19 protein-coding genes are annotated in these 20,944 nt (G+C 59.8%); 16 read left to right on the top strand and 3 right to left on the bottom strand.

Features of this window, described 5'->3' with window-relative positions; translation table 11 throughout:
- Positions 1-3: 3 nt before the first annotated feature.
- Complete coding sequence (locus QDT69_RS04815) at positions 4-213, bottom strand: helix-turn-helix domain-containing protein (RefSeq protein ID WP_279705487.1); 210 nt, start codon at positions 211-213, stop codon at positions 4-6.
- A gap of 906 nt (positions 214-1,119) precedes the next feature.
- Between QDT69_RS04815 and QDT69_RS04810 the strand changes: the two genes are divergently transcribed.
- Positions 1,120-7,383, top strand: coding sequence for an AAA family ATPase (locus QDT69_RS04810; RefSeq protein ID WP_279705486.1), 6,264 nt, complete (start codon positions 1,120-1,122; stop codon positions 7,381-7,383).
- Here QDT69_RS04810 and QDT69_RS04805 read toward each other — a convergent pair.
- Positions 7,378-7,782 carry a response regulator gene (locus QDT69_RS04805; RefSeq protein ID WP_279705485.1) on the bottom strand — a complete coding sequence of 135 codons (405 nt, stop codon included), beginning with the start codon at positions 7,780-7,782 and terminating at the stop codon, positions 7,378-7,380. The two genes, QDT69_RS04810 and QDT69_RS04805, sit on opposite strands and share 6 nt — an antisense overlap.
- A 226-nt stretch (positions 7,783-8,008) precedes the next feature.
- Here QDT69_RS04805 and QDT69_RS04800 point away from each other — a divergent pair, with 226 nt between their 5' ends.
- The 15 genes from QDT69_RS04800 (at position 8,009) to QDT69_RS04730 (ending at position 19,609) form a co-directional block, all read left to right on the top strand.
- Entirely contained in the window at positions 8,009-8,635 is a 627-nt protein-coding gene (locus tag QDT69_RS04800; RefSeq protein ID WP_163160721.1) for a response regulator, read from the top strand.
- 386 nt (positions 8,636-9,021) lie between these two features.
- Positions 9,022-10,005 (top strand): LysR family transcriptional regulator, encoded by a 984-nt coding sequence (locus QDT69_RS04795; protein ID WP_279705484.1) that lies wholly within the window; start codon positions 9,022-9,024, stop codon positions 10,003-10,005.
- A gap of 205 nt (positions 10,006-10,210) precedes the next feature.
- A complete protein-coding gene (locus tag QDT69_RS04790; protein ID WP_279705483.1) occupies positions 10,211-10,492 on the top strand; it encodes a DUF427 domain-containing protein in 282 nt (93 codons plus the stop codon).
- Positions 10,493-10,603: 111 nt separating this feature from the next.
- Positions 10,604-11,155 carry a DUF1003 domain-containing protein gene (locus QDT69_RS04785; protein ID WP_279705482.1) on the top strand — a complete coding sequence of 184 codons (552 nt, stop codon included), beginning with the start codon at positions 10,604-10,606 and terminating at the stop codon, positions 11,153-11,155.
- Between the two features lie 142 nt (positions 11,156-11,297).
- Positions 11,298-11,711: a cupin domain-containing protein gene (locus QDT69_RS04780; protein WP_279705481.1), complete on the top strand. Its 414-nt coding sequence runs from the start codon at positions 11,298-11,300 to the stop codon at positions 11,709-11,711.
- A gap of 537 nt (positions 11,712-12,248) precedes the next feature.
- On the top strand, positions 12,249-12,854 hold the full coding sequence (locus QDT69_RS04775; RefSeq protein WP_279705480.1) for a sulfite oxidase-like oxidoreductase: 606 nt from the start codon (positions 12,249-12,251) through the stop codon (positions 12,852-12,854).
- Positions 12,847-13,593, top strand: a complete 747-nt coding sequence (locus QDT69_RS04770) for a ferredoxin reductase (RefSeq protein ID WP_279705479.1) — start codon at positions 12,847-12,849, stop codon at positions 13,591-13,593. The genes QDT69_RS04775 and QDT69_RS04770 overlap by 8 nt, the downstream gene beginning before the upstream one ends.
- 182 nt (positions 13,594-13,775) lie before the next feature.
- Positions 13,776-14,456, top strand: coding sequence for an antibiotic biosynthesis monooxygenase (locus tag QDT69_RS04765; RefSeq protein WP_163160369.1), 681 nt, complete (start codon positions 13,776-13,778; stop codon positions 14,454-14,456).
- A gap of 202 nt (positions 14,457-14,658) precedes the next feature.
- Complete coding sequence (locus QDT69_RS04760) at positions 14,659-15,627, top strand: LysR family transcriptional regulator (RefSeq protein ID WP_279705478.1); 969 nt, start codon at positions 14,659-14,661, stop codon at positions 15,625-15,627.
- A 12-nt stretch (positions 15,628-15,639) separates the two neighbouring features.
- Positions 15,640-16,284: a peroxiredoxin-like family protein gene (locus QDT69_RS04755; protein ID WP_279705477.1), complete on the top strand. Its 645-nt coding sequence runs from the start codon at positions 15,640-15,642 to the stop codon at positions 16,282-16,284.
- 31 nt (positions 16,285-16,315) lie between these two features.
- Entirely contained in the window at positions 16,316-16,450 is a 135-nt protein-coding gene (locus tag QDT69_RS04750; RefSeq protein WP_279705476.1) for a hypothetical protein, read from the top strand.
- A gap of 357 nt (positions 16,451-16,807) precedes the next feature.
- Positions 16,808-17,383, top strand: a complete 576-nt coding sequence (locus tag QDT69_RS04745) for a cytochrome P460 family protein (protein WP_279705475.1) — start codon at positions 16,808-16,810, stop codon at positions 17,381-17,383.
- 176 nt (positions 17,384-17,559) lie between these two features.
- The gene (locus QDT69_RS04740; protein WP_279705474.1) at positions 17,560-18,093 is read left to right on the top strand and encodes a DUF1993 family protein; all 534 of its coding nucleotides are present in this window, start codon (positions 17,560-17,562) and stop codon (positions 18,091-18,093) included.
- Positions 18,094-18,309: 216 nt separating this feature from the next.
- Positions 18,310-18,936: an ATP-binding protein gene (locus QDT69_RS04735; RefSeq protein ID WP_279705473.1), complete on the top strand. Its 627-nt coding sequence runs from the start codon at positions 18,310-18,312 to the stop codon at positions 18,934-18,936.
- Between the two features lie 271 nt (positions 18,937-19,207).
- The gene (locus tag QDT69_RS04730) at positions 19,208-19,609 is read left to right on the top strand and encodes a hypothetical protein (RefSeq protein WP_279705472.1); all 402 of its coding nucleotides are present in this window, start codon (positions 19,208-19,210) and stop codon (positions 19,607-19,609) included.
- 763 nt (positions 19,610-20,372) lie between these two features.
- On the opposite strand, the gene QDT69_RS04725 is transcribed toward QDT69_RS04730, so the two are convergent.
- Positions 20,373-20,819: a DUF3788 domain-containing protein gene (locus QDT69_RS04725; protein WP_279705471.1), complete on the bottom strand. Its 447-nt coding sequence runs from the start codon at positions 20,817-20,819 to the stop codon at positions 20,373-20,375.
- Between the last annotated feature and the right edge of the window lie 125 nt (positions 20,820-20,944).

The following is a 20,944-nucleotide window of genomic DNA, read 5'->3' as shown; positions in this document are numbered from 1 at the left end:
TCTTCATGTACCCGGTTCAATGCGAGGAAGGCTCATATGGTAAGCGTCGATGGAATCGGCATCGACCATGGTCTGGCCGCCCATTTTGTAGGCGATGATTTTCCCTTCGTTGATCAACTCGTAGGCCTTGGTTCGGCCAAAGCCGCCGCGCTCCAATGCCTTTTTCAGTGGGATCAGGTTCCGTTTCTGGCGGGGCTCACCCAAAATCGCCATGTGTTCTCTCGTAATCGGCTTGCCACGTCGATAGCTACGGCCACATCGCGGTCTCGCGCAGCCAACCAGCAGCGTGCTTTCGGTCGCCACTCTACGTTCAAAGCCGCTTGTCACTCCAGTGAAGCTAACGAATGCTTGAAGCATTGTGGGAGAGCTGAAAGAGCCAAGGATCGTTGTGAGCCAGTGAGGTCGGATATGAACATAGGGATCATTTTCCGTTGACCGGACCTTTTGCTTTGGGATGACCACCTTGTTGAAGACGTATTAGGCCAACCCTTTGCCCTAGCTAGCGCAGTCTTTCCGATGATGGATTGGAACGAGAGTTCAAGCTTTTCAATCGGTTAGAAGGCGGCGTGTGCACGACGTGTGCACCGGGAGATCAAGAAAAATCTTGCGAAAGCCAACGTGCGCATGCTTGTGGCGCATGTGCAGGATCTGAACTTCCGAGGGTGGGTGCGAGCGACTGCTTAAGTGCAGTCTCAGCTGTTCGACCGGATTGATCGAAATTCGTGGGTTTGACTCCCTCTCTCTCCGTCACACTAAAATTGCGTCGAGAAAGTCCCGCAGGCCTTTCTACGGACCGGGAACTCGTCGGTGTAGCCCCAGAGGCGCTCGCACAGAGCCGTCCGCCGTTGACCTTCAGATAGGTTCCGGCCGCGCAAAGCGGTAACGGAAACAGCTGTTTATCGGGAAGGTGCCGGCGCTGACTACGGCGCGCTTAGTATGGCGTCACTTCCGTCGCGCCTTGCCACGAGCTGCCACGCTCCAGCCCTCCTGACAGACCTTGGATTAGGTATATGATTTCATGCCGTGACGCGCTCGACCGTACCCAAGACCGAGCGCGCGGCGCGCGAGGAGCTTAATCAGCGGACTTCAAGTCGGCGCCCGGGTGCCGGAGTCTGACAAATGGTGCAGCAATCGCCGAATATCGGGTACTCGGACGATAGCTCTCAGGTGCTATGGGAGGACGGCGAGCGCGTGTTCAGCCGTGGCTGGCGGCTGGACGATAATGGAAATCGGCGCGCCGTGCTGCTTGTTGCCCCTGCCGCGGACCACCCGTCCCCCTCAACACTCGATCGCCTCACGCACGAATACGAGCTGAAAGATGAGCTCGACAGGGCATGGGCGGCCCAGCCGCTCGCACTCATGCGCGACGCCGGCCGGACCGTGCTGGTGCTCAATGATCAGGGCGGCGAGCCGCTCGACCATTTGCTCGGTGGAGCGATGGAGGTAGGGCCGTTCTTGACGCTGGCTATCGGGGTCTCCTCAGCTCTGGGAAAGCTTCATCAGCGCGGACTCATCCACAAGGATATCAAGCCAGCTAATGTCGTGGTGAATTGTTCGGATGGACGCGTGCGACTCACCGGGTTTGGCATTGCATCGCGCTTGTCGCGCGAGCGGCAGGCCCCCGAGCCACCCGAGACCATCGCCGGCACGCTCGCCTACATGGCGCCCGAGCAAACCGGGCGGATGAACCGGTCGATCGACGCCCGCAGCGATCTCTACGCCCTCGGCATCACTTTGTACCAAATGCTCACAGGAGTTCTCCCCCTAACGGCCGCCGATCCGATGGAGTGGGTGCACTGCCATATTGCCAGAAAGCCTGTCCCGCCAGGGAAGCGGCTCGAGAGTGTTCCAGCGCAAGTCTCGGCGATCGTTATGAAGCTGCTCGCCAAGACGCCGGAGGATCGTTACCAGACCGCTGGCGGTGTCGAGCGCGATCTTCGACGCTGCTTGGTCCAATGGGAAGAGCGTCGCCGCATCGATGACTTCCCGATCGGCTCGCAAGACACGCCAAGCCAACTGTTGATCCCCGAAAAGCTGTACGGGCGAGATCGCGAGATCACGACGTTGCTATCCTGCTTCGACCGCATCACCAAAACCGGTGTCCCGGAATTGGTGCTGGTTTCGGGATATTCCGGTATCGGTAAGTCCTCCGTCGTCGATGAACTGCACAAAGTGCTCGTGCAGCCACGCGGTTTGTTCGCGTTCGGGAAGTTCGACCAGTACAAGCGCGATATCCCTTACGCGACACTGGTGCAGGCCTTCCAAGGCCTCATTCGGCCCCTCCTCAGCAAGAGCGATATGGAATTGGCAAGTTGGCGCCACGCGCTTCTAGAGGCGCTGGGATCGGATGGGCGCCTCATGACCGATCTCATACCTGAACTGAAGCTAATCATCGGAGACCAGCCATCGGTCCCCGAGCTGCCTCCACAGCAGGCACAACGCCGATTTCAGCTCGTATTTCGTCGCTTCATAAGCGTATTTGCCCGCGCGAACCAACCGCTCGCGCTCATCCTCGACGACCTGCAGTGGCTCGACGCGGCGACCCTTGATCTGTTGGAAGACCTTGTGCGCTCGGACATTCGGTATCTCATGCTGGTCGGCGCCTATCGCGACAACGAAGTCGCTCCAACCCATCCGCTAATGAAAAAGCTCGGCGCCATCAAGGCCGCTAACGGAAAGGTCGTCGAGATCAAGCTCCCGCGGCTCGACCAAGAGCATGTTGGGAAATTGGTTGCGGACGCTCTTCGCTGTGCGCCGGAGCGCGCCGCGCCACTTGCGAAGCTGTTGCATATCAAGACCGATGGCAATCCGTTCTTCGCCATTCAATTCCTGTCGTCGCTCGTCGAAGAAGGCTTACTGGCATTCGATCATGATGGCGCGCGCTGGTCCTGGGATATCGACCGCATTCACGCCAAGGGCTACACCGACAATGTCGTTGATCTCATGGTGGGGAAGCTGGCCCGGCTTCCGGTCGCGACGCAAAATGCGTTGCAACAGATGGCTTGTCTCGGCAACATTGCCGAGAGCACGGTCCTTTCGATGATACTTGGGATGTCGGAGGAGCAGCTCGATACGGTTCTGTGGCCGGCGCGCCATCAAGAAATGGTTGAGCGCGCGGGAGGTGCTTACCGGTTCGTCCATGATCGCGTCCAAGAGGCCGCCTATGCGCTGATCCCGGAGCGGCTGCGCGGCGAGACGCATCTTCGAATAGGACGGCTGCTTGCGGCGCGGGCATCTCCGAAGAAGGGAGACGAAGCGACCTTCGAAATCGTCAATCAGCTCAACCGAGCAGTTCATTTGATTGAATCGATTGATGAACGCGAACGAGCCGCAGAATTTAACCTGGCGGCAGGCCTGCGCGCCAACTCATCTACTGCGTACGTTTCGGCGCTCAGTTATTTCGTCGCAGGTCGAAGTCTATTGGCAGAAGATTGCTGGGAGCGTCGTTGGGAGCTTATCTTCACGCTCGATTTTCATCGCGCGGAATGCGAACTGTTGACCGGCGCGCTCTCGGACGCGGAAAGCCACTGGACGGCATTATCTGCGCGCGTCACGAATGTGGCTGATCGAGCGGCGGTGGCGCGCCTCGGCATCGACCTTTACATCAGGCTCAATCAACCCCGCCGCGCGATCGCTGTCGGTCTCGAGTACCTGAGCTACCTAGGAATCAACTGGTCGCCGCATCCAACCGGTGAGGAGGCGCGCGCAGCCTATCGGCGAGTCTGGTCGGAGCTCGATCGACGCACGACCGAGGAACTGAAGGCGCTTCCTGTGATGAGCGACCCGGCGTCCCTCGTCTTGCTGGACGCCTTGAATCGCCTCTCTTCCCCAGCGCAATACACCGACTTCAACCTCTACACGCTCGCGGTCTGCGAAATGCTCCGCCTTACGTTGGATCGCGGCAACAGCGACGCGTCCGCGGTCGCGTATGCCCGGTTTGGTATGATCGTCGGGCTACATTTTGGTGAGTACGAGCGATCATATCGCGTCGGACAACTCGCTTATGAGCTCGTCGAAGAGCGTGCTCTGTGGCGTTTCCGGGCGGGCGTGTACCTGAACTTCGGTAATATGGTCATGCCTTGGAGGAAGCATATCAGAACGTGCTGCGAACTGATGGACCGCGCATTCGACGCGGCGCAGAAAGCCGGTGACCTCGTGTATGCGGGCATCTGCTTCCATCTACGGGTGCTCAATCTTCTTACGGTCGGTGATCCGCTTGCCGACATCGAACGGGAAGGCGACAGGGCAAGGTCTCGCGAAGTACAGCAAGGCTTTGAATTCCTCAATGCGGCAATCGCAGTAGTACGAATGTTGCGCGGCAAGACGGTACGATTCGGTTCCTTGGATCATGAGCAGTTTGATGAGCAGCGAAATGAGCGCGATTTCGCCAAAGCGTCGGATGCGACGGCCGGCCAATGCCTGTATTGGATCTGCAAACTGCAAGCTCGCTTTATGGCTGGAGACTACGCGGCAGCGGTTGACGCCGCATCGAGGGCGCAGCCGCTTTTAAGTCTGTCTCTCACCATCATGGAGACGGCCGACTATCACTTCTACAGCGCCTTGTCGTACGCGGCCTTCTGTGACGCGACATCTACCGGACAGCGGGCATCGGCACTGGACGCCTTGAATCTCCATCACCGCAAGCTTGCGAGCTGGGCCGCGGCCTGTCCCGAAAACTTCGCAGACCGAGCGGCGTTGGTCGGCGCGGAGATTGCCCGCATAGATGGCCGCGCCTTCGCTGCAATGAACCTCTACGAACAGGCCATTCGTTCGGCGCAGACAAGCGGCTTTGTCCACAATGAAGCGCTCGCCAGAGAGCTGGCGGCGCGCTTTTACACCATTCAAGGCTTCGGACAGATCGCGCATCTATATCTGCGGAACGCCCGCGATTGCTACCTTCGCTGGGGCGCGGACGGGAAGGTAACACAACTCGATCAGCTCAATCCTTGGCTTAAGCAGGAGCATCGTGCGCCGGGTTCAATGGGCACAATCGAAGAGCCAGTTGAGCATCTCGATCTCAAGATGATGATCGATATATCGCAGACTTTGTCAGGCGAAATGGTTCTGGACAAACTCATCGACAAACTCATGCGGACAGCTCTCGAGCACGCCGGCGCCGGGCGCGGCCTCTTGATCACGGCGCAGGGCGACGAGTTGATGGTACAAGCGGAGGCCACCGCGAGCCAAGATAACGTAACTGTGCATCTGCATGGGAGTGTTCCGCCTTCAGTGGCGCTACCAGAGTCGCTCGTTCGTTACGGAATTCGGACCAAGGAAATCGCAATTCTCGACGATGCGTCAACTCACAATCCATTTTCTTCCGATCCCTACATCGCAACGGGGCATCCCCGTTCTATTCTCTGCTTGCCGCTTATCAACCAGGGAAGGCTCACAGGCGTTCTCTATCTGGAGAACGATCTGACACCAAGAGTCTTTACGCCCGATCGCGTTGCTTTGTTGAAGGTACTTGCGTCACAGGCGGCGATCTCGCTCGAATATTCGCGACTTTATCGCGACGTCGCAGATCGGGAAGGGCAGATTCGGTGTTTGGTCGACGCCAACATCATTGGGATCGCTATTGCCGACAGCGAAGGCCGTTTTCTTGAAGCCAATGACGCGTTTCTACATCTCGTAGGATATGGCCATGAGGACTTGGTTTCGCGCGTGCGCTGGACCGAGCTGTCACCGCCCGAATGTCGCGAGCGCGACAAATTGATTCAGGCTGAACTGAACTCAACCGGGATAGTTCGGCCCTTCGAGAAAGAGTATGTTCGGAAAGACGGAAGCCGCGTTCCCGCGCTTGTTGGCGCCGCGTTGTTCAAGGAAGGAGGTGGCAAGAGTGTTGCGTTCGTGCTCGATTTAACAGAGCGCAAGCGTGCCGAGGATCGGTTGCGCCGCACCGAGGCCTGGCTAAGGCAAGCAGAAAGTCTAAGCCATAGCGGAACTCGGGTCTATAATGCGATAACTAACACGTATATTTATTGGTCTGACGAGAGTTACCGAATCTGGGGGTTTGATCCGCAGCAAGGCCTTCCAAGCCGTGACGATACGCTTCAACGCATCCACCCGGACGATCGAGACGGAGTGAGCGATAAAATTCAAGAAGTAGTGCGCCAGAAAACGGACTTCGCAATCTTCGAGTTCAGAATCTTACTTCCTGATGGAACAATAAAATACGTTGAGCTAGCCAGCCGTCAGCTGTTTTCTTCCGGGGGCGCGTTTTTGGAGGCGGTGACCTGTACAGTCGATGTGACGCAACGCAAGCGTACGGAGCAAGCCTTACGGGCGAGTGAAGTGAAGTTTCGAGCAGCCATTGACGGGATAGCCGGACTCGTTGCGATCATGTCTCCGAGCGGCGAACTCGAATCCGTCAATAGCCCACTCACCGAGTATTTCGGTCGAACCGTCGAAGAGCTGAAGAACTGGGCGACAGGCGATGCAGTACATCCTGAAGACCTTCCCCGTGTCCTTGAATCTTATGAGACGTCACTCGCCGCCGGTACTCCCTTCCATCACGAACTACGCCTGAGGCGCTTTGACGGCGAGTATCGGTGGTTTGAAAATCGCGGCGCCCCAATTCGCGACGAGTCCGGGCGTACCGTGCGTTGGTACTGTCTGCTAACGGACATCGACGACCGCACACAAGCGTTGGCGCGGTTGCAGCAGATGCAATCGGATTTCGCCCACATGAACCGCGTGAGCATGATGGGAGAATTGGCTGCTTCGCTGTCTCACGAAATTCTGCATCCGATCGCAACCGCCCGCAACAACGCTCGTGCCGGGATGCTTTTTTTGGAAAGGAGCCCGCCAAATCTGGATAAGGCCAAGGTCGCGTTCGGTCGAGTTGTCAGCGACGCCGACCGAGCTAAGGATATCGTCGGACGGGTGCGTGATCAAATCAAGAAAGCACCCCCGCGAAAAGAGCGCTTTGACCTCAATGAAGCGATCGACGAGGTGATCGTGATGATGCAAAGCACAATCGCTAAGAACAGAATCGTTGTCCAGACCCACCTTATGGATGGGCTGGTCCCTATTTGGGGCGATCGCGTTCAACTGCAACAAGTCCTGCTGAACCTTGCCCTGAATGCGGCCGAAGCCATGGGCTCGGTTGAGGAGGGGGCACGAGAGCTGGTGATCAGCACCGAGCAAGATCAGACAGGCGCCCTCGTGGCTGTCCGCGATTCCGGGCCTGGCATTGATCCGGCGAATCTCGATCGGGTCTTCGATACCTTCTACACAACGAAATCCAGTGGAACAGGCATGGGATTGTCGATATGCCGCTCCATCATCGATGCTCATGGGGGCAAACTATGGGCGGAAGCGAATCAGCCGCGCGGCGCTGCATTCCAGTTCACGTTGCCCGGCGCCGAAGAGGATTCATGACTTGTCATCAATCGGCGTACCGGGCTGCAGCGCAGAGCGCAGGCATCGATCGAGATGCTTGTCGTCCACTGGCTTGCTGAGAAAACAAACAACCCCGTCCCTTAGGGCCTGATCCCTGATGGCTTCATCGGGGTATGCAGTAACGAGGATCGTCGGAATCGCGTATCCAGCGTCGACCAAGTGTCTGTGCAGCTCAACTCCAGTCATGCCAGGCATTTGAACGTCGGTGACCAAGCAGGCGGTTTCCCGCAGGAGACGCGATGCGAGGAAATCGGCTGCTGACGGAAACGCTTCGACAGTATAGCCCAACGACATCACGAGTTGATACATTGATTCACGAAATGTTTGATCATCATCGACGATGGAAATCAGTGCACGGTTCAACATCGCGGCTTCCATGCACAGTCCTCGCTGCACATATCATCGGCAGCAATACCTTGCTGCATGAAGCTCACTGTCGGCGACATTTCCCAGCAATGCAATACCTGCGCCCCTAAGCGATGTGCATAGGGACTTGGCCCATCCGCTTAGTTAGGCAACAGATACTTTTCATCTCGATGGATTGTGCCTAGAATACCGTCGTTTGCGGGAAGAATGCGCTCCCCCTAAATGCGGGATACCGGGAATGGGTAACGCAGATCCCAGCGTCATGGTTATCGATGACGATCCTGAGTTTCGCGCGTCGGTCGCGCTGCTGTTGGAGGCGGTCGGCTTGCAGACCCGTCAATTTTCGTCTGTTCCTGATTTTCTTAGGGCTGATCCACCGGAGGGCCCCACTTGCCTGGTCCTCGACGTGCGCATGCCAGGGCGAAGCGGTCTTGATCTTCAGCGCGACCTTGCAGCTGCGAACCGGCAAGTGCCGATCATCTTCATCACAGCTCATGCCGACGTGCCGATGAGCGTGCAAGCGATGAAGGGGGGTGCAATCGAGTTCCTTACAAAACCGTTCCGTGATCAGGATCTTCTTGACGCGGTCGAGAACGGCCTCGCTCGCGATCGCACCCGTCAAGAGAGTGAAAGAGCATTTGCCATGCTCAAGGCGCGTTTCGACATGCTAAGCCCGCGCGAGCGTGAGATCATGCTCCATATCGTGGCGGGTCGCCTGAACAAACAGATTGCCAACGATATCGGCCTCGCGGAGGGTACAGTGAAGGTGCATCGCACCCACCTGATGCGAAAGATGGAGGCGCGTACGTTTCCCGAGCTCTGCCGGATGGCTGAAATCCTCAATATGAAGCCGAAGAGGCCATAGAGTTTCTGAGCCGGCGAAGTGCATCCTCTTCACGGCGCATTTATCCCAGCGTACCGGTCATTCGTGCAAATTTGCGATCTGCCGTGTCAGCTATACCGCTGATCATCCTCCCTTGCCCGGTCATCCGGCTACCGGGTGCGGCAGCAAGGAATCATAACCAGAGGTCTCGCACCCGCGTTGTCCCTAAGCGATTTGCATATGAAAGTCTAACCACAGGCAAACCTCACACCACCTGCGGGCAATCGACCGCAGCGCCGCAAGCCGTCAAATTACATTTCAAGAATTGTTTCGGGAAACGGTCAATCACGACACGCAACGCCAGTCAGGACGGAACGACGCGGGGCTCGTCAGTAAAGTCCGGGCGCCTTGACGGAGAACGACAATCCATGGAGCTTCATCAAGTTCGCTACTTTCTCGCCGTTGCCGCGACGCTCAACTTCACCCGCGCGGCCGAGCAGTGCAACGTCACGCAGCCCGCCCTGACCAAGGGGGTACAGAAGCTTGAGCAGGAGCTCGGCGGCCAGTTGATCTACCGCGAACGCCAGCTTACGCAGCTTACCGACCTTGGAAAGGAAGTCCTTCCGATGCTAGAGCGCATACTGGCCTCGGCAGAGGCGGCGCGTTGTAGGGCGCGGGAGTTCCAACGCAAGGAGGTCGCGCGACTGAGGATCGGCCTCGCTCCATCCATCTCGGCGTCGCTCGTCCTCGATCCAATCGCGGAGATTGCAAAGTTTGTCCCTGGACTTCACGTCGAATTGCGCGAGGGCGCGGCGGAGAAGCTCATCGACCTTTTGCTTGAGGGGGAGATCAACGCCGCAATGGTCGGGGACGTGCGGGACATACCAGCCCGCATCGACAACTGGTCGCTGTTCGAGGAGCGCTACGTCGCGGTTCTCGCCCCGACACACCAGCTCGCAAACCGTCCCTCGATCGGCATCGACGATCTTCGTGAAACCATCTTGCTGGAACGCGACGAATGCGACGTCGCCGCGAAGATCCAGCGGTCGTATTTCCCCGAGGAACCGCTCCGCCTCGGGCACTGCAGCGGCCACGACCTGCACCTGCAGCACATGGCCGCGGCCGGCTTCGGCGTGATGCTCGCGCCCGAGCACATGCCCCGCCTTCCGACGCTCAAGACCATTCCGCTCGAAGGCGAGCCGGTTTTGCGGGAGGTGCGGCTGCTGGCTGTGCAGGGGCGCCGCTACTCGCCGGCGCTGGACGCTTTCATCAAGGTCACGCGGCTTCGCGACTGGTCGGCCGAGGTCCCCTACCGGGGTCATGCCGCGCGCGATACTCCCGGAGGTAGCGCGCGCGCACGCATAACCACAATACGCGGCCAACCGCTTCAAGCCAACCGATCCGCAGCCTGACACCCTACCGATGCCAAACCAGACCGGGGGCGAGCTCCGGTTGGCGCCCAACTTGTCGGACCCGGGGGGCGCTTGGGTCACAGTGGCGTTGGCCCGGGCGAAGCGTAGCGCCATGCAATCCATTACCGATCGTTATTTCGCGAAGGTCGTGGCGTGCGATAGCATCAGAGCCATCGCGACAACATAGCAAGACGAGGAACAGGGAATGACCACAGCGATTTGGAACGGCGCGACGATCGCGGAATCGGATAAGACGATCGTTGTCGAGGGAAATCACTATTTCCCGCCCGGGAGCGTTCGTGAGGAGTTCCTACAGGCGAGTTCGACGACGAGCCGCTGCCCGTGGAAGGGTACGGCGAGGTACTACTCGTTGGTGGTGGACGGAAAGACCAACGAGGACGCCGCGTGGTACTACCCGGAGCCTTCGACGGCGGCCGCGAACATCAAGGACCACGTGGCTTTCTGGAACGGCGTTGACGTCAGGTAGCGCGAGCGAAAGGCCGAGACGGGAGCTAAGTGATGGTTGCGTGTAGAGCCGCACAAGACGAGCACAAAGATGAAATCGACCGCGTAATCGAGTGGAACGGGTGCTGGCAGCGTGGAAGAGAAGGCGGGAAACCCCGGCGGCATGGAGCCGGCTGAGCACGACCTGCTCGCCGACCTCAGGCGAGCGCGTCGTTCGCTTCGGCTTCGGGCCATGAATGAGCCTCCGGCGGCTGCGCGCCTGACGACGGGGCAAAGGATAGCGGACGCGGTTGCCGCCGTCATGGGATCGTGGAGCTTCATCATCGTCCAAAGCGCGATCCTGATCGTCTGGATAACCGCCAACCTGGTCGGTGCGATCAGCGGCTGGGACCCTTACCCGTTCATTCTTCTCAATCTCGCGCTTTCGTTCCAGGCCGCCTACGCGGCGCCGGTTATCATGATGAGCCAGAACCGGCAACAGGACATTGATCGCAAGGCCGCTGAGAAGGACTACCGCATCAACGTGAAGGCGGAACTCGAGATAGAATTGCTGCACGAGAAGATCGACCAACTCCGCGAGTGGGAAGTCCTGAAGCTCACCGAGGCCGTCATGGTGCTGACCGAGTTGCAGCAGCAGTCGGCCTCGCACGCGCGCGAATCCGATTCGAAAGTCGGACGGCCGTAATTACGCGTGGCTATCGACTTCATGGCGTGATGTCATTTCCCATTCGACGCGCGGAATTCCATCCTTCCCGGTACGTTGTGAGCGGCAACCTTTCGCCGCTACTGCGAAGTCGAACAAGGATCCAATCGTAGGAGGCTACAAAATGTCAGTCCGGCAGCCGGTCCTCACGCCGCCCCACGGCGGCGAGACAGTGATCTCGAGCGGAGGTTCGAGCGTCGAGATGAAAGTAGAGAGCAGCCAGTCCGGAGGCGACTATGGCGCTGTCCTGTGGACAGTACGGGCCGGGGAGGAGCCGCCGCTGCACACCCATTCGCGCGAGGACGAGCTGGTCTACGTGGTGCAGGGGCAGCTGATCGCGCGGGTTGGCGATGCCCGCGTCGACGTGGGGCCGGGCGCCTATGCGGCTCTTCCCCGCGGGGTGCCTCATACGATCGAGGTGGTCGGCGACCAAGCGACCCTGCTAGTCAGCTTCGTGCCAGGTGGGTTCGAGCGCTTCTTGGTCCCCCTGGACGGCGAGCGGCCCGACCCGGCCGCTTTCGGCCTGACGCTACCCTAGAGGCGGGACCGCGGCTCGCGACGGTCGTGACCGTGCGCCCGCGCGGGCCTGGCGCCGGCCGCTCGCGGCCGCCCCAGATGATTTGTTCCACACGCCAGCCAGGTGTGCCTAAGGCCCTCGCAGCTTCGGACCAACCGCGCTTCGCAGGCGGCAGTGGTGAGCTGCGAAAACGCGCCTCGTCGTCTGCAGGAAGCCCCTCTCGCCGAAGAGCGCACGCGGGGGCTGACAAGACCGCCCGTGCCGTCGCCACCTTGCTCAATCACCGCAAGGTCGCCAAATACACCACCATCGCAGACCACGGGCGGAGCTTTCCGCACGATCATGCCGCCTCGCCGCAGAAGTAGTCGGCGTCCGGTGAGCCCGATGTGGAAGGCGGCCCGCCGTCATAACGAGCGGCGATTGACTTCATAGCATGATGTCATTTTCCATTCGCCGCGCGGAATTCAATACTTCGCTGGTACCTCATCCGACGCACAGCAGCTTTACCGTACCGTGCGAAACGACACTCTTTTCACCCGCCGACAGAGGAAATCCGTCATGGCCACTCGCGGTTTCACGGGCCGCCAATCCGGACCAGAACCATCGGACCGGGTGCCCCCGGGACAGCACCTCGTCAACAATTTCCCGGTGCTTACAGCCGGCCCCACGCCGCGGATCGAGCCCGCAGACTGGAATTTCACGCTGAAGGTCGGACCTCGACCCTTCAAAGTGTGGAGTTGGTCGGATTTCAACGCGCTCCCACGAACCAGGATGACGCGAGATATCCACTGCGTGACGTCGTGGTCGAAGCTCAACACCGCCTGGGAGGGCGTGGCCGTCGACGACATCCTAGCCGACGCTGGCCTTAGCGCGCCCACTCCGTTCGTACTCGCACATTGCTTCGACGGATACTCCACCAACGTGCCGCTCGCCGACCTTGCAACGGGGAAGGCAATGGTCGCGCTCAAGTACGAAGGCCAGCCGCTGCCGCGCGAGCACGGGGGGCCGGCGCGCCTGCTCGTGCCACATCTCTACTTCTGGAAATCGGCAAAGTGGGTGAACGGTCTTCAGTTCACGGAGCGCGACGAGGCCGGCTTTTGGGAGCTGCGCGGCTACCACATTTACGGCGATCCCTGGAATGAGCAGCGATACACAAATGACTGAAGCGATTGCCGCAACCGCGCGGTGGCAGAGCTGTGCGATTGTCGAAATCGCAACGAGAACACCGGCCATCAAGAGCTTCTTTCTCAGACTCTCCGAAACGTTCGACCATAAGGCCGGACAGCACGTTGACGTGCGGCTGATCGCGCCCAACGGCTACACTGCTATGCGCAGCTACTCAATCGCCTCGGCCCCGAGCAATTCCAGGGTCATCGAGCTGGCGATCGAGCGCCTCCCGGACGGCGAGGTCTCCCCGTTCTTCCACGACGTCGCCCAAGTAGGCGACACGATCGAGCTTCGCGGGCCGCTCGGCGGACACTTTCTCTGGCCGCGGCCTTCAAACAAACCAGTGCTCTTGATCGGCGCCGGCTCTGGCGTCGCGCCGCTCATGGCCATGATCCGGTACCGGAAGGCCAGCGCCGAAGTCGTGCCTGTCGCGCTGTTGCTCTCATCCAGGACCTGGCGCGAGGTACTGTTCCGGGACGAGCTCCTGGAGCTCGAGATGTCGCTTCCCGATTTCGCGTTCGCCTTGGCGCTGACACGCGAGCCTGCGACGCGCTGCACCGACTTCAGCGGGCGGATCGATGCCAGGGTGGTCGCTGACGTCGCGGCGCGCCTGCCTGCGTCCCCCGGCTGCGCCTTCGTATGCGGATCGAACGCCTTCGTCGACATCGCGGCGGACGCCGTTCTCGCCTTGGGACTAGAAGCCGGAACGATCAAGACTGAACGCTATGGCGCTTGAGGGACGATCCCTCTCGTTTTGCGAGAGACGTGTCGGTGAAGAGACAGGAGCGACGCGGATGCTGTCTAAAACGATCGATGTCGACGGCTTGAAGGTCTTTGCCGTGAAGGCGGTGCGCCTGGGCGGGGCACGTCGACATCGAGATCGACTGCGTCGCAGCACTCCAAAAGCAGGATTCGAACATGTTCTCAGTGATCTTTGAGGTCCGCCCCAATAACTGGGATGACTACCTCGACGCGGCCGAGATGCTGCGTCCCGAGCTGGAGCAGGTCGAGGGCTTCGTCGATAACATACGCTACAAGAGTCTGACCCGCGAGGGCTGGATCCTTTCGGTTTCGACCTGGCGGGACGAGAAGTCGCTCGTCCGTTGGCGCACCCGCAGGCGCCATCAAGAAGTCCAGCAGAAGGGCCGCGAAGAGATCTTCGCAGACTACCACCTGCGCGTCGGCCAGATCACTGCCGACAATCAGGTGCCAACGGGGTATGCTCTCACGGAGCAGAGGCTCGACGAGACCGAAGTCGGGGAGGGGACGACGGTCACGCTGATCAATTCGACTCGCCCCGCGGAATGGAAGCCGACTACCAATCCGTACGACTGCGCCGAGTGGCTCGGCCTGAACCCGTGGGCCGCTGACAGCACGTCCTGGGATATCTTCGACGCCGTACTCACGCCCGGTGACCTGATTCTGGTCATATCCTGGAAGAACGCCGCTGCGGCGCAGGCCTACGAGGACTCTTCCGCGCTGAACGACAATGCGAGGGTCCGGACAGTGCGGATCGTGCGCGACTACGGGAAATACGACCGTCGCGAAGCTCCTCAATACTACAGGGATGCCGAGGGCGGCGAGACCCTCCACGCCTGACATCCACCTCGCAGCGCACCGGTCCCTCGCTCGCAGAGACTCCAGAAGGTGTGTCCGTGCGTCCAAATCAATAGGCCGGGCCGTTCCAACGCGTTCATGTAAGTTGCATCTAGGTTTCATGACCGCGACGTGCCCCGTCACGTCGTCGAGTGCCAAGGCTCGTCTGTATCGACGACCTCACTTTGACGGAGAACGACAATCCATGGAGCTTCATCAAGTTCGCTACTTTCTCGCCGTTGCCGCGACGCTCAACTTCACCCGCGCGGCCGAGCAGTGCAATGTCACGCAGCCCGCCCTGACCAAGGGGGTACAGAAGCTTGAGCAGGAGCTCGGCGGCCAGTTGATCTACCGCGAACGCCAGCTTACGCAGCTTACCGACCTTGGAAAGGAAGTCCTTCCGATGCTGGAGCGCATACTGGCCTCCGCAGAGGCGGCGCGTTGTAGGGCCCGGGAGTTCCAACGCAAGGAGGTCGCGCCACTGAAGATCGGCCTCGCTCCATCCATCTCGGCGTCGCTCGTCCTCGATCCGATCGCGGAGATTGCAAAGTTTGTCCCAGGACTTCACGTCGAATTGCGCGAGGGCGCGGCGGAGAAGCTCATCGACCTTTTGCTTGAGGGGGAGATCAACGCCGCAATGGTCGGGGACGTGCGGGACATACCAGCCCGCATCGACGACTGGTCGCTGTTCCAGGAGCGCTACGTCGCCGTTCTCGCCCCGACACACCAGCTCGCAAACCGTCCCTCGATCGGCATCGACGATCTTCGTGAAACCGTCTTGCTGGAACGCGACGAATGCGACGTCGCCCCTAAGATCCGGCGGTCGTATTTCCCCCAGGAACCGCCCCGCCTCGGGCACTGCAGCGGTCACGACTTGCACCTGCAGCACATGGCCGCGGCCGGCTTCGGCGTGATACTCGCGCCCGAGCACATGCCGCGCCTTCCGACGCTCAAGACCATTCCGCTTGAAGGCGACCCGGTTTCGCGGGAGGTGCGGCTACTGGCTGTACAGGGGCGCCGCTACTCGCCGGCTCTGGATGCTTTCGTCAAAGTCGCGCGGCTTCGCGATTGGTCGGCCGAAGTCCCCGACCGGGGCATACGGCGAGGGCGTGAGCATAGCCAAAACACGCGCGCCGACGGCCAACGGCTTCGCACCAATCGATCCGCAGCTTGACGACTCCCGCCGATGCCATACCAGACCGACAAAACACTCGCCCAAATTCGCACCGAGCTATTGACGACGTTCAGCGCCGCGGACTGGGAGTCATACAACCGCCTCGTAGCCTGGCTCCGCGATACAGGCGTGGCATCGCACGCGTTGAAAGTCGGAGACGACGCGCCGGACTTCCTCCTGCCGGACGCCGACGGCCGTCTCCATTCCTCCGAACAGCTGCGCCGCAACGGACCCCTCGTCCTGAGCTTTTTCCGGGGCGGCTGGTGTCCGTTCTGCACGGCTGAGCTCTGCGCCCTCCAGGCCGCGAAGGATGAGTTCGAGAGCGTCGGCGCAACCCTCGCAGCCGTGACGCCGGAGACGAGGGACTTCCCGCGACAGCTCAAGCGGAGCCTTGGCTTGGACCTGAAGGTGCTCTCCGACGTCGATTACGGCGTCGCCATGTCGTATGGCGTGCTGTTCCGGGTGCCCGACGAGATCAAGGCGTACTATTCCGGGCTAGGCTTCGACTTCGGCGCCCGGCACGGGTCACCGGACTGGATGTTGCCTATTCCCGCGACCTACGTGATCGACGCCGAAGGCCGGATCCGCAGCGCGTTCGTCGAGCCTGACTTCACGATACGGCAGGAGCCGGCGCAAATCCTGGCCTCGCTGCGCTAGGCGCTTTGACGTCCTGGTGAGGGAGGCAGAAATGGAAAGCGAGATCCGGGACAATCCGGCGATGAGCCGGCTTGAAATGCCGCTCCGCGACGCCGCGCTCGCAGTCGCTTACTACAAGTTCGAAGGCGGTCGCGTCGTCCTGCTGCACACGGAGGTGCCACAATAGCTGTCTGGCCTAGGTACGGATCGAGGCCGGCGCATGGTGTTTTCGAAGCGTTGCGACGCTTCGGGAAAGGAGTCATCACGAAATGCCCCTTCATGTCCTCCTACGCCGCCCGCCGCCCCGAGTACGGCGAACTCCTCGACGGCTGATGGCGGACGGGCGGGACGCCGGAGCGCACATCGCTTTTTGCGAGAATACCTCACGCCTATCGAATACATGTCCAAAGGGAATTTCTAATTTCGTCGGCGGCATCCGATCTTTGGGTCTGCAAGGCCGCCGTGCACACGCGGTTGGCCCCGGAGTGATTGAAGTCGTTGCGCGGAGTTACCCTGCCGCGCGCGAGCAGCAAAGGAGCCCCCGATGAAATTACTGAGGATTGTCGGCTTCGCTGTCGCCGTCTCGCTGGTCGCCAGCACTGTGGCATCGCTCACGCAGGTCAGCGGAGCAGTTCCAACTGGCCCGACCGCGAACGTGGTGGACACCGCTGGGCACTTGCGCGTGCCGGCTGACTACCGAAACCTCTACCAAGCGCTCGGCAGCTGGGCTATCGCCGCCGACAGCGGCCAGGGCTCGAAAGAAATCCACACCGTCTACGCGTCTCCGGGCGCGATCGACGCCCACCGGAGCACGGGGCACTTCCCAGACGGCGCCGTTCTGGTGAAAGAGGTCTTCGCGACCTCGACGAACGAGATGACCACCGGCACGGTAAGCCACGCCGACAAGCTTAAGGGCTGGTTCGTCATGGTGAGAGACAGCAAGGGAACTCACCCTGGCAACCCGTTGTGGGGCGACGGGTGGGGATGGTCGTGGTTCGACGCGGACAAGCCGCTCAAGACTACTTCGACGGACTACCATTCCGATTGCCAGGGGTGCCACGTGCCCGCACAGTCCACGGACTGGATTTATGTGAACGGATATCCCGTCCTGCGTCACTAGGCGACCGTATGCGTGGCCACTCTCCTCTCGCCGCGGTTTCGCGGAGGTCAATGTCGAATCCCAAAAGCTGGTACCGCAAGCCGGTAGGTTGAAGAGCTGATTGTGACTGTTCGTTTCGGATATCGACGTCGCGTTCGGCCGATGTTCACAATACAAACGAGCACATGGAGTTGGACGTGTCCTTCTCGGTCTATGACATCACGGTTCCTGTCATGGTGCACGGACTGGACGTGATGGACGACTATCTCGACCACGCTCACGCGTTTGAGTGTATGAGGGGGCTTGAGCCCGGGACGATCCTGGGCGAGCGGCTCGCGTCCGACATGCTGAGCTTCGGAGAACAGTTTTCTGTAAGCTGCAACAAGGTGGACGCGCACATGGCGAAGCTGATGAAGCGCGAAGCGCCAGCACCCTGCAATACCCCTATGACTTACTCGGCATTAAAGGGCCGGCTCCTCGAGACGCGCGGCTTCTTGCAAAAAGTGCAGCCGGATGAGGTCGCCGTTGCGCAGTCCCGCACATACGAGTTGACACCGCCTATCGTGCGAGGGTGGTTCGGCGGCGACGACTACATCCGGCACCTGGTGCTGCCCGACTTCTTCTTTCACATCTCGATGGCGCACGCGATCCTTCGACATCTTGGAGTAAAGATCGGAAAACGCAATTACCTTGGCAACCTTAGTCAACAAAGCGATGCCGACTATTCGTGATCGCACTGCGCTGCGCGGACCGGGGACTTCAAGACGGCGTTCAAGTAGCGAGTGTGAGCGATATATGAGCGGTCGTTAGCCCGCTGAAGTCCAAAGCGGACATCCGAGCGAGCGAATTCCTACTTCCAAAAGACTTTGCAACGGGACGACGACATGCATACGAAAGATCTACTCGCGAGCGGGGTCGCTCGCGACCTCAATAATAGATTGCAGAGCATGGCCAACGCGCTCGGTCTGATGCGCTTGCGCATTGCAAGCGGGCGCACATCTGATCTCAATTCCCTCATAGAAGTTGCAGAACGTTCATTGGTTGGCGCTGGCGAGTTGGCGCATCGGCTTATGACGGCTGGGCGTACTCTTCAATCAGACGAGCTGATTCTGCTTAACAAGACCGTATCTTCGATGCTTGATATGCTGCGCTACGTTGCGGGCGAGGCGATCACGCTTCGATTGGCTTTTCCGGATTCGGATACTTGGATCCAATGTGATTCTCACCTGCTCGAATGTGCACTCATAAACCTTGTTATAAATAGCCGAGACGCCATGCCCAGGGGAGGCCTCATCACAATCGAGACCAGGAAAGCTTGTTCCCCCGCAGGCGACGATGGCCAGGCGTATGTTTCCCTGAGCGTCACTGATTGCGGATGCGGCATTGCCCCCGACATCCTGGAAAAGGTATTCGAGCCGTTCTTTACGACGAAGCCAAAAGGCAGCGGAACAGGGCTTGGACTTCCGATGATACGGCATTTCGTTGATCTGGCGCGCGGCCGCATAGAACTTCACAGCGTGCCGGGGCAGGGCACGCGCATCGAGCTCCACTTGCCCATCGTTGCTGAAAATTAGACGGAAGTAAAACTATTGGATTGCGGATGACCGTTCGAGCGCTTGCTCCGTGCCCTCGGGATCTCGTTGGTGTCGGCGGAATGAAAACCATAACGATCCGGCATTTCTAGTAGCGCGCAAGCGTGAGTATTCTCCGCCTGCGTCTCATCGAGATAATTCGGGCTGCGGCGCCGCGTGAATCTCGATCACAGCGCGATCGAACTGCGGTTCGCGTGCGTTGCCTCGTCTCTCGACGAACTCGGTCAAAAAGCACCAACTCAGGAGTCAGGCCATGCCAATCCGCTTCATTACAAAATCCCTCCACGCCTATCTGATCGACTATCCCGTCGCGATCGTGTTGATGGTCGCGCCCTTCCTGCTGAAGCTCGGGCAGAGCAACCCGCCCGCGATGTGGCTTTCGGTGGTGGCCGGCGCGGCGGCACTGCTGCTGGCGGCTCTCACGGACCACCCGACAGGGCTAATCCGGGTCATCCCCTTTTGGCTCCATCTGTGGGTGGATCGTGCTGTGGGCTTGGCTTTCATCGTTGCGACGTTTGTCTTCCAATTTACTGGGCTCGACGCCTGGTACTATTTGGTTCTCGCCGCCGCAGTCCTGTTGAGCACCTCGGTTTTCAACGCGCCCGAGATGGGCGCGGGCCAGCGAGCGACCTTTGGTACGCGGAAGGCCATGTGAGTATGGGTTCGAGTTCGACGCGACATCCCGTTGCGGGATCTGCTCAGAAGTAACGAAATGTCGCGTCGATCGAACGTCCTGTCGTCTGGATTGTGTTGTCGCTATCAACAACCCACCACGCCGCATCGGCGATTTGCAGCCTTGGCTTAGAGTTGCTGGCGGGCGGCCTGCTTCTAATGGTTTTCCTGCCGACACCCCGGCGAAGTAGGATGTCGTAATGGCGGCTGGCTCTTGGCGGCATCGCTTTGGTCTTTTCCAGACACCCAACAACACCGCGATGATGACGGCTGGACCCGTAGGTCGTAGCGGGGCCGCAAGCGGGATGAATGCTGCGGCTCGCTACGTCGGTTGGTCAGTTGGGTCCGCCTTTGTCTCGCTGATCTTCGGCCTGAGCGGAGATCATGGCGCGGTCTTTTGTTTGGTCGCTGGAGCGGGCTTAGCGCTGATGGGAGCGATTTCCAACGGCGCTCGTCGGTTCAGATAGAGTCTCGGAACAGCAGCGGAATCAAAAGACGGGATGCCTGCGGTCATTGCTGCGTCGGCAGACTGTGCAATGGATCGCAACATTGCTGTTGTTTATAGAGCCTTCGTCGATCCGGTGAGCGCTCGACAGGACGGACGCCTGAGCGGGAACACCAGTACGGCGAAAGACGGGCCAAGCAGGGTCATGCGCTCGATCGATCAAACCAGCCGCTAACGGATCGTCCCGCACTCCCCTCAGAAAACCGCAAGCTGTTGCGGAGTTCCGCAACATTCAACCGCATCACTGTGGTGGACGTTTCATGGTCAAAAGCTTGGTCACATCGTGCCGATCATCCGCAGATGAGATAGCGACTGTCAGCCATTTGCCGTCGATGTATGTCTTGGCTTCATCGTAGAGTTTGACCAACTGCGGACGCCAGACATAGCGCCGCTCTTCAAACTTCTCTCGTTCCGCTTTCCCCAAGACCACCACCGCTGAAAATCGCTTGTATTCCGGAATGAAGGTGCAGAATGCCTTGGTCTTCTTGTAGCGCAGGGACCAACCGCGCTTCTTGCCACCATAGAGCCAATCGGGCACGAAAACACCAGGGTAGTATGTCTCGATCCAGTTTCGTAGCTCGGCCCAATTCTTGAACGCTCGCTGCCCGACCCAGTCGCGGACAGTGCCGTCATCGGGTGGTGCTGATCTGTCGGTGATCCTGTCGCCGATCTGGTGGGATCGTTCCATGCCGCTTTCCTTACGCTTCCTGCCCGATCTCCTGGGCGCAGAGGTCTGAATCAATAACGCCGCGGCCGCACCGCGCTATGAGCGGCCGCACTTCGTAGCGAATCGTCGCCTCCAGTTCGTAGGAG

Origin of the sequence: Bradyrhizobium sp. CER78, from assembly GCF_029846235.1 — a bacterium.
In the GTDB taxonomy this organism is placed as follows: domain Bacteria; phylum Pseudomonadota; class Alphaproteobacteria; order Rhizobiales; family Xanthobacteraceae; genus Bradyrhizobium.
The sequence above is the reverse complement of the archived record's forward strand: the minus strand, read 5'-3'. Positions and strand labels throughout refer to the sequence as shown.